Origin of the sequence: Aurantimicrobium minutum, from assembly GCF_029893825.1 — a bacterium.
GTDB lineage: Bacteria > Actinomycetota > Actinomycetes > Actinomycetales > Microbacteriaceae > Aurantimicrobium > Aurantimicrobium minutum_C.
Genome location: NZ_JARXXV010000001.1, coordinates 763714 through 777282 on the forward strand (window position 1 = coordinate 763714; position 13569 = coordinate 777282).

General features: G+C 54.1%; 1 protein-coding gene. It reads right to left on the minus strand.

The genetic code is table 11. The features are described 5' to 3' along the window. Positions 1–3 precede the first annotated feature (3 nt). A complete protein-coding gene (locus M2120_RS03670; RefSeq protein ID WP_280797363.1) occupies positions 4–13569 on the minus strand; it encodes a beta strand repeat-containing protein in 13566 nt (4521 codons plus the stop codon).

Consider the following 13569-nt stretch of genomic DNA (forward strand, 5'->3'; position numbering starts at 1 on the left):
GTTCTACTGATTCTTCGTTCTTCTGCGCATGATCAAGAAGAAGAGAATCATCAGCAACAGCAGCGCCGAGAAAACATACACCAGTACGGGCATCATGGGCTGAGGTGTGTGAGTTTCATCTGCTTGTGCTGTCTGCACCACCTTGACACCGATAGCAACTGTGATGACCTCGCCACTTGTGGACAGACCGTGCAACACAACTGTGTGCTGGCCAAGTTCTGCAGCTGAGCTGAGTGGGAATTGACCCGTGAATGCTCCGGTTTCATCAGCAACACCGGCGCCCAGGCGCACAGGCGTGGAGAAAATCCATGCCTCGAGAGGAGAACCCGGTGTGTAGCCATCAGCTTGCACTTCAACCATGGCGCCTGGGTTCAAAATGAGTGATGACCCAGAGGTTGATGAATTTGTTGTGTTTTGCAAGACCACAGAAACACCCTGCTCGGTTTGAACCGTCACCGATTGTCCCGTGACCGTCATCCATGCGTCGACCTGGTTTCCATCCACCAGAGCAACAACATTGCCGGTTTGTGGAGCATCAAATTGAATACCTGGGTAGGGTGCATTTTTGAATTCAGGGATGGCCGAAATCACCGCTGGAGTTTCGATTGTTGGTGCAGGTGTTGGAGACGCAGACACGATGCGTGGAGCAGCCACGATAACTGGTGCACTCGGCAGAGTTGCCGAGGCAGTTCCTGCCTCTGAACCACCCATCACGTTCATGGCCACGACAGAAACGGAGAGTGAAGAGTTTGGCGTTAGCCCCGTGTATTCACAACGCGCGGCTGTCGGAGAGCTGAAGATACATCCAGCGGGAGAAACCGAATATCCCGTGATTGCAGCGCCACCGTTAGAGATGGGAACTTCCCACGAAACAACGGCGGTAGTGGACGAGGTTGGCGTCACAACAACGTTGCGAGGTGCGCTAGCTTCCATCGCTGGAATACCTATTGCGGTTGCGCTGTTCGATCCCATGTCCGTGGTGTTGGCAGAGGTGATGACAACAACCTCCACGTCATAGGCCACGCCATTTGTCAGTCCAGTGAAGGCGTATCGACTCGCGGTCGAGGCATAGAGATTAACAGTTGGCAACGCAGTTCCGCCGTGTGGAGTCAGTGTGATTTCGTATCGGCTAAACGTTCCACCACCAAAGTTCGTTGGTGGTTGCCAGGTCACCGTCAATGTGGTGTTTCCTGGAACAGCAGCTAGCGAACGAACAGAATCTGGTGTTGTTGCAGGGGAAATAGCAGGTGAAGCGTTGGAATCAGCGCCGGTGCCTGCCGAGTTGATGGCGGCAACAGTGAGGGTGTAGCTCTCACCATTGGTCAACCCTGAAATGGTGCAGGCAGGAGGCGTTGCCGCGGGGACCGCAGCACAGTCACTCTTCGAGATTGCAGGGCCAGAAGTGGGGGTAGCGGTAACGATGTAATTGCTGATGGGAACACCGCCACGGCTGGCAGGAGCGGTAAAGGCAACTGTGATTGCGGAATCGCCGGCAGATACGGAGGTTATCTGAGGCGCAGTTGGAGCAATGGCGTGGATGCGGAATGTTCTGCTGACAGGGCTGGCTGGTGCATACACATCATTACCGGCAGGCTGGCTCACGGTGACGTTACAGATTCCCACCGCTAATGGAGTAATGAAACCTGAAGCATTCACACTACAGATCGAACCCGTCGAAGAAGAGTAGTTCAGAGTGAGCCCAGAGTTGACGGTGGCGGATGCTGAGAAACCGGCAGAACCATAATCACGATCGGCAATAGCCGGGAAGGTAATGGTTTGGTTGAGCATGCCGGCAACAATCGTCTGTGTTACAGAGGTTGCTGGCAGGTAGTTGCTTGTGCCCGACTGGCTGGCTGTGATGACACATTGACCTGAAGCGAGGAAAGTGACAACACCTGCATTGATCGAACACACGGTTGCCAAACCGTTTGTAATTGCCAATGAAACGCTCGTTCCACCACTGGAGCTTGCCGTTGGGGTGTAGACCGTGCCTGGCATAGGCTCTGCGGGAACATCAGAAGTGAAGTTCAGAGTTTGTGCGGCGCGAACTATTGAAATGTTTGCCGTGGTTGATTCCTCTAAATAGGTGGAATCAGCGGCACGAGTTGCCGTGACGGCACAGGTGCCGACACCGGTAGAGCTCAAAACATTGTTGGTCACCGTACACGGACCACTGGTGTGCACAATCGTCAGCGCACCACTACCAGAACCACCAGAGGCAACGAGGTTAAGACTTTGGCCATAGGGAACACTCGACGAGTTAGCAAAAGAAATCGGCGCTTGGTTGGTCTGGGTGATGGTCAGTTGTGGACTTCCCGCAACGGTCGGAAGAACATAGTTCCCCGCATCTGGACCTATCAGGTATCCCTCGTTGACAGCAACGGTGACGGGCTTGTTTGCCGCCACAGCAGGGGACGCCACGGTTGCAACAAGCTTGGAGTGGTCAACACTCACATCATCACCGGCAACAAGGCCAACTAGATCAGCGGCAGAGGTTGTCGCCAACTCCACTAGTGAGCTGCCGTTGTATTGACGAAGCCCGGGAGATACGATCACGTTCAGCGACAATGGCTTCTGCGAAATCGTGATGGTGACGTCATTTGACCATGCGGAAATGGCGTAGGAACTATCTGCGGCGCGACGTGCGTGGATCACACACTCCCCTGCAGACAGCGGAGTCAATGTCGTTCCAGAGACGGAACAAGCTCCAGATACTCGAGCAAACGAATACGCACCAGAACCTGTTCCACCAGTTGCGGAGAGTGCCAACGTTGACCCGTATTGAACAGTGGTACCGCTGGTGACAGTGACACCTGCCTGAGTTGCGGAAGCAATGGCAATAGTGGCGGTCTGAGTTTGATCGAGGTAGTTGGTATCACCTGCACGTGTGACGAGAACCACACAGCTACCAGCGCTAGTGGGAGTCATGATGGAAGACGCCACGTTACAGGGACCACTGGTGGTGGCAAAGGTCAGTGCACCAGTACCCGAACCACCTGTTGCGGATAGCGCGATGTTTTGACCGAAGATGGTACTCAGCGCACTGGTCACTGTCAGGGATGCCTGCGATGTTCGCGTGATGCTCAGAACTGGGGATCCAGTAACTGATGGCAACTGGTAGTTAGCGGCATGAGTACCGGTGAGGAAACCAGTGGCAACCGTCACGGTGACAGCTTTATTGGTTCCAACATCAGCACTAGAAACAATGGCAGAGAGTTTGCTGTCGTCTGTTCCCACTGAATCACCGTTGAGGATTCCCGTGAGATTCGCTGCAGAAGTAGCCGCGAGTGCAACACTGCGTGAGGTGTTGTACTGGCGCGAACTGGGATCGACAGTGACGGCAAGTGAGAGTGGCTTCGGAGTAATTGCCACAGTGAAGTCAGAAGTCCAGCTAGATGCGTTGTACCCAGAATCACCCAGCTTGCGTGCATGAATCACACAGTTGCCTGCTGCTGTTGTGCTCAATGTGGTGCCGCTGACCGAACAGGGGCCCGAGACTTTGGCAAAGGAGTAAAAACCTGTTCCTGAACCACCTGATGCACTCAACGTCAGAGTTGAACCATAGACAACCGTATTGGTGTTTGTCACACTCACCGCTGCTTGATCTGCGGCGGCAACGCTGACCGTGTAGGTCGCACTAACTGCTGAATAGTTCGCATCTTGCGCCTTGGTTGCTGTGATGACACAGTCACCTGCTGCGGTGGGGCTCAACGTTGCCGTTGAAATCAGACATGGTCCGCTGTCGACAACGTAGCTTGTTGCACCAGAACCACTACCACCGGTTGTGGCCAGAGCCAGACTCTGGCCATAGGTGAGTGTAGTTCCCGAAGTGAAGCTGAAGGCAGCCTGATCTGCTCGCGAGATGGTGACCTTGGGGGAGCCTGAAATGGTGGGAAGGAGGTAGTTGCCCGCATCAAGACCTTCGAGGAATCCGTTGGACACAGTGACGGTCACACTCTTGTTGTTCCCCACATCGGCTGTCGAAGTAGCCGCCGAGAGGAAGCTGGTGTTGATAGTGACATCGTCGCCGACTTCAATACCGCTCACATCTGCCACGGTAGGTGTGGCAAGGGAGACTGTAGTACTGCCATCCCACTTGCGATCTTGGGGGGAAACGGTGAGTGTCAATGGTTTTGGCGTCATTGACACGATCACATTAGAAGACCACGCCGAGGTGGTGAAGTTGGTGCTGCCGAGCTTGCGGGAGTGAATTTCACAATCACCCACGCCAAGTGGGGTGAGCTGGTCCCCTGTGATGGAACACAATCCACCCACCTTGGCGTATTCGTAAGCACCAGTGCCATCGCCACCGGAAGAGGTCAGCGTCAGAGTACTTCCATAGACCACAGTGGTGGCACTGGTCAGGCTCACGGTCGACTGGGTTGCTTGAGAGATTGCCACATTGCCCGTGAGGGTTTGAGCTGTGTAGTTTGTGTCAGCCGCGCGGGTGACCATAACCACACACGTTCCCACGCTGGTAGGAGTCACGATGGAGCTTGCCACCGTACACGGTCCACTTGTGGTGGCAAAGCTCAGAGCACCAGTGCCTGAACCGCCCGTGGCGGAGAGTGTTAAGTCCTGCCCATAAATGGTGCTGAGGACAGTTGTCCAGGACAGCGCAGACTGGCTCGCCTGCGTCACTGTCAGCACAGGTGTCCCCGAAACTGTAGGCAGTTGATAATTCGCTGCATGGGTTCCGGTGAGGTAGCCCGTAGCCACAGAAACAGTTACTGCTTTGTTCGTTCCCACATCAGCGGCTGCAATTGTGGCTGTCAGCTTGCTGTCATCTGTGCCGACCGAGTCGGAGTTGATGATTCCAGAAAGGTTGGCAGCAGTTGTTGATGCCAAGCTCACCGCACGAGAAGTGTTGTAGGCACGCGAGGCGGGAGAGACCGTCACTGACAGCGTCAGTGGTTTTGGCGTGATCGAAATTGCCACACTCGAAGACCAGCTTGAGGCGTTGTACCCGGCATCCCCGGCCTTACGAGCATGAATGACACAATCTCCAACCGCAGATGTGGAGAGTGTTAAGCCACTGACGCTACAAGGCCCCGAAAGGGATGCAAATTCCAAAGAACCAGAACCTGACCCGCCTGCTGCGGTCAACGACAACGTGTCGCCATAGACCACTGTTGAACCACTTGTCACACTCACAACAGCCTGATCTGCATGGTTTATCGTGACGGAGTAGCTGACAGTTTCAGCGAGGTAGGTGGAATCCTGTGCCTTCGTTGCCGTTACAACACAGGTTCCGGCAGCAGTAGGCGACAAAGTTGAGGCACTGACCGTACACGGACCACTCGTGACGGCGTAGCTTGTAGCGCCAGTACCAGTTCCACCGGTCGAAGACAGCGCGAGATCCTGGCCATACGTTGTAGCAGTCAAGGACGTAAAGCTCAGTGCAGCTTGGTTAGCCCGGGTAATGTCCACAACTGGCGAGCCAGCAATGGTGGGAAGTTGATAGTTCGCCACATCAAGACCACTAAGATAGCTTGCACCCACGACCACAGTCACGGCTTTGTTTGCTCCCACAGCAGCCGAAGCAACAGTGGCGCTCAGTTGTGAATGATCAACAGTGAGGACATCACCATCAACAACACCGCTTAGATCTGCCACAGTAGTGGCGCTCAAGGAGATGTTTCTGGTTCCGTCGTATTGACGTGAAACCGGTGACACACTCAGCGTCAAAGGCTTGGCAGTGATGGAAACCGTGACATCTGCCGACCAGGCAGAGGTGAGATAGTTTGTGCTCGATGCACGGCGTGCATGCACGACACAGTCGCCCACAGACAGCGGAGTCAGAGTTGTACCAGTGACATCACAGTCACCAGTGACCTTGCTGAAGATGTAGCTTCCTGTGCCATCTCCCCCACTGGCACTGAGTGTCAGCGTTGAACCATAGACAACTGTGGTTGCACTGGTCACCCTCACCGTGGACTGTGTTGCCTGCTCAATCGACACATTTCCAGACAGTGTTTGTGCCGTGTAGTTTGTATCCGCTGCACGGGTGACCACGACCACACACGTTCCCACGCTGGTGGGAGTCACGATGGAGCTAGATACGGTACACGGACCACCCGTGGTGGCATAGGAGAGTGCACCAGTTCCAGAACCGCCGGTTGCAGAAAGCGTGAGGTCTTGCCCATACACAGTTGTGAGTGCACTAACCCAGGACAGAGCACCCTGGTTGGCCTGAGTAATAGTCAGAACAGGAGTACCGGTCACTGCAGTCACCGAGTAGTTAGCCGCATTGGTGCCGGTAAGATATCCCGTCGCAACCGAGACAGTGACCGCTTTGTTGGTTCCCACATCAGCGGTTGCAACGGTGGCGGTCAACTTGGTGTCATCTGTGGTGACCGTGTCACCATTGATGATTCCAGTCAGGTTAGACGCACTCGTTGCAGCAAGTGCCACGTTTCGAGAGGTGTTGTATGCGCGCGAGGTGGGAGAGACGGTAACCGCGAGGCTGACAGGTTTAGGGGTGACCGAAACCGTGAAGTCTGCAGACCAATCTGAGGTGAGGTAGGAGCCGTCGGTGAGTTTGCGAGCATGCAGCACACAGTCACCAGCAGCGGTCGTCGACAATGTCGATCCGCTGATGGAACAAGGACCACTCAGCATTGCGTAGTCTGCTGCGCCAGAGCCAGTGCCTCCAGAAATACTCAGAGTGAGAGTCTGGCCATAGACAACAGTGTTTGCGCTGCTGACCGTAACCGTTGCTTGAGTCGCAGAGTTCACTGTGACGGTGTAGTCAACAGTGGTGACGAGATACGTAGAGTCTTGGGCCTTGGTAGCGCGAATGACACAGTCACCTGCTTGCGATGCGGTGAGTTGGTCCACGCTCAGTGAACAGCTTCCGCTGACTACGCTGTAAGAAAGTGCACCACTACCGCTACCACCGGTTGCGGCAACGGTGAGTGTTCCGCCATAGAACATGGAGGTGGCGCTGGTGAAGCTCAGGGATGCCTGGTTTGCTCGAGTGATGTTCACCGTTGGGCTACCGGCGATGGTGGGGAGTAAATAATTACCAGCATCAGCTCCGGTGAGATAGCCAGAAGCGACCGTCACAGTCACTGCCTTGTTTGATCCAACCGCTGCCGTGGTGACCGAAGCACTCAGTTTGGAATGATCCACTCCAACGCTGTCGCCAGCTTCCACCCCTGTCAGGCTAGAAGCGCTCGTCGTGGCCAACGAAACCGATGTTCCACCATTCCATTGGCGGTCTACCGGGGTGACCGAAACTGTCAATGGTTTAGCACTCACACTGATGGTGACCGTGCTTGACCAAGAACTCGTGGAGTAGTTGGTGCTGCTGAGCCTGCGGGCCTTGACCACACAGTCGCCGACGGATCCTGCAGTGAGCACATCACCGGTGAGGGTACAGTCACCAGTTGTGACCGCGAAGTCATAGTTACCAGTTCCGTCACCGCCACTGGCAGTAAGTGTTAGTGAACTTCCATAAACAAAGGTGGTTGTGTTGGTCACAGTTACAGCAGACTGTGTCGCTTGGGTGATACTGACGTTCCCCGTCAAGGTTTGTGCGGTGTAGTTCGTGTCAGCTGCACGGGTCACTACAACCACACAGGTTCCCACGCTGGTGGGAGTAACAATCGAGCTAGAAACCGTACACGGACCACTCGTTGTTGCATAGCTGAGTGCACCAGTGCCGGAGCCACCGGTAGCTGACAGGGTCAGTGTTGAGCCAAAGGCAGTTGTCAGCGCACTAGTCCACGACAGCGCAGATTGTGACGCCTGAACAATCGTGAGAACGGGAGTCCCGGAAACAGAGGACACATAGTAATTCGCTGCATTCGTTCCAGTGAGATAGCCCGTAGCCACCGAAACAGTAACTGCCTTGTTTGTTCCCACATCTGCCGTGGTCACGCTCGCTGTCAGCTTGGTGTCATCGGTAGTGACCGTGTCAGAGTTGATGATTCCGGTCAGATTCGAGGCCGAGGTTGACGCCAGGGCAACGTTCGTTGAGGTGTTGTAGGGCCTAGATGTGGGCGAAACTGTCACGCTCAGCGTCAACGGCTTTGCCGAAACAGTAATTGTTTGGTTCGCTGACCACGCAGAGTCGTTGTAGTTGGAGTCCCCGAGGTGACGACCACGAACCACACAGGTGCCCGCACCATTAGTGCTCAGAGTTGACGAAGAAATACCACACGGACCACTTACGACTTCGAACGAATATCCCAGCAGACTTTCACCACCGGAGGCGGTCAGCGAGAGAGTATTGCCATAGACAACAGTGGTGCCACTGGTCATGGTGACCGTACTTTGATCGGCCTTCACGATGTTGATGGTGGGTGAACCCGAAATAGTGGGCAGTTGGTAATTTCCCGCCTTTGTACCGGTTAAGTAGCCGGAGGCAACAGTGACCGTAACTGCCTTGTTATCTCCCACAATTGCTGTGGCAACCGTTGCTGAAAGCTTGGTGTTATCAACCGTGACGGCGTCGTTGTTAATGATTCCGGTCAAGTTAGCTACTGTTGTGGAGGCAAGCGTGACCGTCCGAGTGGTGTCATATGCCCGTGAAGGCGGAGAAACCGTTACAGCCAGGGTCAGCGGCTTGGGGGTGACGGACACTGTTTGTGTCGACGACCATGCAGAAATGTTGTAGCTGGCATCTGCAGCACGACGAGCTTTCACAACACAGGTATCTACACCACTAGCAGTGAGAGCATCACCTGTAACCGAACAGTTTCCTGAGACAACGGCATATTCATAAGCACCCGTTCCCGAACCACCGCTTGCCGTCAACGTCAGCGTCGAACCATACACAAATGTGGATGCGCTGGTCATGCTGACCGTTGACTGCGTGCCTAATGTAATAGTCAGCGTTGGAGAGTTGGAGACAGTTGGCTCAAAGTAGTTGCCTGCGTTTGTTCCACCCAAGAAACCAGAAGATACGACAGTGGTGACGGGTTTGTTCACTCCTACTGTTGCATCTGCAACAGTGGCAGAAATCTTGGTGTTATCGAGGGTAACAACGTCACTTCCGACAACACCCGTGAGGTTTGCTGCGGTGAGTGTGCCAAGTGTGACAACAGCCGAACCGTTGTATTCGCGAGAACTAGGAGTGGGGGTCACCACAACAGTGAGTGGCTTCTTGGTGATCGTAATGGTGGTGTCTGCACTCCATGCAGAGACGTTGTAACCACTGTCACCGGCGCGACGCGTTTTGACCACACAGTCACCAACGGCGGTGGGGGTCAGGGTGGAGCCAGTTAAAGTACAGTTGCCGGATACCTTGGCAAATTCGTACGCACCAGTACCGCTACCACCCTGAGCACCCAGGGTGAGGTTTGTTCCGTACTGCACGGTCGAAGCGCTACTGAAAGAGACCGCTGCCTGATCCGCATAGGCAATCGTGATGGTCTGGCTCGCACTTTGCACCAAATAGTTGGTGTCTGCAGCACGGGTGTAGGTAACCACACAGGTTCCCGCACTAACTGGAGTCAGGATCGACGAGGCAACCTGACACACACCCGTATTACTAACATAGGTCAATGCACCGGTACCACTACCGCCTGTAGCGGAGATAGAAATGGTTTGCCCAAAGACTGTAGACAGTGCACTCGTGACCGTAATGGCAGCTTGCGAAGCCTGCGTAATGGTGACAACAGGTGAGCCAGAAATGGTAGGCAACTGGTACTTGGACGCACTTGTTCCCGTGAGATAACCGTTGGCAACTGCAACGGTTACTGCTTTGTTTGTTCCCACGTCTGCTGTCGCGACCGTTGCACTGAGCTTCGTGTCATCAACTCCGAGTGTTGCTGAGTCACCTGCTATTACGCCAGTCAGATTGGCGATAGAGGTTGCACCCAAGGTCACTGACCTTGTGGTGTCATAGGGGCGAGAAGTTGGTGACACTGTCACTGCCAGTGTCAGTGGTTTAGCAGTAATCGTTGTGGTGAAGTTTGCTGACGTTGCCGACTGGTTGTAGTTGGAATCGCCCGCCTTGAAGGCGTTGTAAACACAGTCCCCCACACCAGTGGTGCTCAGTGTTGTGCCAGAGATAGTACAAGGCCCCGTCACCATGGTGAATGTGTAGCCAGAGGCACTACTGGAACCACCGGAAGCAGTCAAAGAGAGTGTGGATCCATAGACAAGTGTTGACGCATTCGTCACTGTCACGGTGGACTGATCTGCCTTGGCAATTACCAAGGTGCCAGAAGTACTACCTGTGTAGGTTGCATCACTGATCGTCGCGGTGACGTTGTAACTACCTGGTGCAGTAGGTGCTGTTGAACTCGAGGCATAAGTAGTGCCCGCAGTTCCGACGTAGGTCAGAACAACGTTCTTTCCAACAGGAGATGTAGTTGCGGTAACAGGTTTCGCGCTGCCGTTATAGGTCTGGGAAAGATTACTCAGAGTCACCGTTGCGAGGGCTCGAGAGGAGGTTGTGATGGTTGCTGGAGCAACATAGCCCGTGGCTGCAGTAAATGAAACGGAAATATCTACCAAATCACCAGGGTTAGCACCGCTCACTGTGTAGACGCCACTGACTGAACCTGAGACTGTTTTTGATACACCGCCGACAGAAGCTGTAGGGGTGATAGTTCCCACCCCTGTACTCGTGATGGTGAAGGTTGCACCAGAAGTGGTCGCAGTGACGTTTGCGATTGAAGCTGTTGCTTGCAGGTTGGTAGTCGCTGAACTTGTTGCAGAAACAAGGCCCATGGAAGTGGCATTGCTGTAGTACGGGATGACTCGGAAGTCATATGCAGTTCCCGAGCTCAGACCGGTCACTGTTGTCGAAGTCGAAGTAGAAGAAGCCGCAACAGTAGAGGTAGTGGCAACACTCCAGTAGTTAGCGCCAGATGCTGACTTTTCAACGCGATATCCAGATGGCGTTCCGGAAGATGCAGGCGCGCTCCATGACAAGTTGATTTCAGAAGTGGATCCTGATTTGGCAGATGCTGTGAATCCGGTTGCCTTCTGAACTGTGTATTTAACTACAACAATTCCGGAACCACCGTCGCCACCTTCATTCCAATACTGAGGACAGGGTGCGCCCGTTCCACCACCACCACCACCTGTGTTTGCAGTTCCTGAAGGAGCCTTGGTTATGCTGTTGTATCCAGTACCGTTTGCTCCACCACCGGTACCACCTGTACCGGCATACGCGTTTGAACTGTGGAAACCACCACCTCCACCACCGCCGTAGTAGCTACCGGTTATTGCAGAGAGTAAACCAGGTCCACCATTTCCAGAGGTGTAACCGCTGGCAGCACCACCAGCGCCACCAGCGCCAGCACCACCACCAGTGGGGTAACCGTATGCTCCTGAAGTTGAGCTATTTGAATAACCCCAACCACCTGTGTAGGAAGTTCCGATTCCACCTAAGTAGTAAGTGGATCCAGATCCACCACCACCATTGGCCCCGGTTCCCGGCGCCTGCCAGGTCCAACTAGCACCGTTTCCGCCACCGAGGACTGTGGTCGTTCCGAAAATAGAACTATTTCCGGTTGCTGCTGAGGTTGCATTACATGTCGATGCCGTCGTGATACTTCCGCGACCACCTGCACCCACCGTGACAGCAGTGTTTGCAGCTGGGGTGACGGCCTGTGCCAGGTTTTCGTAGACGCCACCGCCACCACCACCGCCTCCAACGTGGGAACCTCCACCGCCACCACCGCCGACGACAAGAACTTTGGGTGTAGTAACGCCTCGGGGAGCAACCCAGTTACCAGAACCAGCCGTGAACTGGATGGTGCAGTCATTACCTGAGGCGCTCACGGAATTCACAAGAGTAGTTCCTGATATTTGTTGCTCACAGGATCCCAGATCAGAAGAAACAACCGGGTAGTTATAGATTGCAACTTTCTGGATGCTTCCTTCGAAAGCAGAGTCAGCCCAGTTGCTTTTGCCTATGTAGTTTGAGGTTCTTGCTGCTGTAAGAGGTACCGCAGTTGTAGCGACAGTCGACTTGAGCACTCCGTCGATGTACAAGCGACAGTTGGTGCCATCCACAACAGCACGGTATTCCTTCAAACCTGAAGTAATAGTTCCTGGAGCCGTGCAGTTGAGAAGGATCGATGCGCCCGAGTACAGCTGGAAAGAGAGATTATTTGTTGTACCTTCACGTGCAAAAAGTATGTTGTTGGACTGTTGGCCCGAGCCAAAGTCAATCAGTCTTTCCCAGTTATCCGCTGAAGTTCCGAAGTCAGCAGTTACTGAGACTGTAATTCCCTTGGAAAAGTCCGGTGTGCCAATGTTGGCCATTGCATATTTGGCAGCGTTGGTATCAAAACTGAACTTGTTGGTAGAGAAAGTTGGTGAACCATAAACAGTGGCGTTGTTTCCATTTCCGCTCAGGTCATTCCACGTCGTTCCCGTTCCTGGATATGAAACAGATTGGGTCGCGTCCAGGTTCAGGACTACATTCGTGCCCGAAGGAACAATTACTTCTGGCGATGAGCGGGCATAGCGAATGACAACTACACCGGAACCACCATTACCACCAGCTTGAACAGTGTTATCGGCGTAAATACCACCACCACCACCTCCACCACCGGTGTTGGCTGTTCCAGAAGCTGAAACTCCAGTGCTGGTGGTACCGACGGCACCACCACCGATTCCTCGCCCACCACCGGTTCCTGACATGGCGGTACCACCACCACCACCACCAGCGAAGTAAACCGCACCGGAATAGGCTTCACCGACACCTAAAGAACTTTGTGCAGCAGTGGAAATCCAGGAAATGGATGCACCGTTACCGCCCTTTCCACCAACTGCGGAGGCAGCAGCAGTTCCAGCAGCGCCTGCACCACCACCACCACCACCTACCCACCAGGATGAGCCTGAGTAAGCACCTAGAGAACCGCTATTTCCCTGGCCAGCAGTTGCAGTACCTGCTGCGAGGCCACAGCAGCTACCACCACCACCAGAACCACCGTTTCCACCAGCAACCATTGAAACACCGCCACCGCCACCGACGGCAGTCTGTGTAGTTATTCCGGTTCCGGAAACAGTTGAATCCGAACCGTTAGCACCGTTGTAACCAGTTGCCGAACCACCGGCGCCCCCAGCTCCACCTGCACCAACTCGAATTGAAACTGTGTTGCTTGTTATTGGGAAACTAGTTTGTTGAATCAAACCACCGGCACCACCACCACCTGCGTGGCGGGAACCACCGCCACCACCACCGGCAACGACGAGGAGGTCAATGCTTGTGGCTGTAGCTGGTGGCGTCCACACATATGTGGTTGAGGCGGTCTTGAACGCAACGTAACAGTAGCTACCGTCGTCATAAACGGAAACACCGGAGGTGTTATCTACGTTTGCTACACACCAGTTATTTGTAACCGTCGCAGCTTGAACAGGGGTTAACCCTGCGATGATAACGGCGAAAATAATGCCTGTGGCAGTAAGGAAATGTCCCAGATTCCACGGTCCATGTTCAACGCGGTATTTCTGAATTCGGCGAGGAAGTTTACGCAAGAACTTCAGTACTGATCCGACAGAATTGAGCAGGAATTGAAAGGTTCCACCTACGACAATGAGCACCGTGACAAGCATGGGCACGATGCGTCGTTGCAAGAAATTCTTGGTGGGATTCAT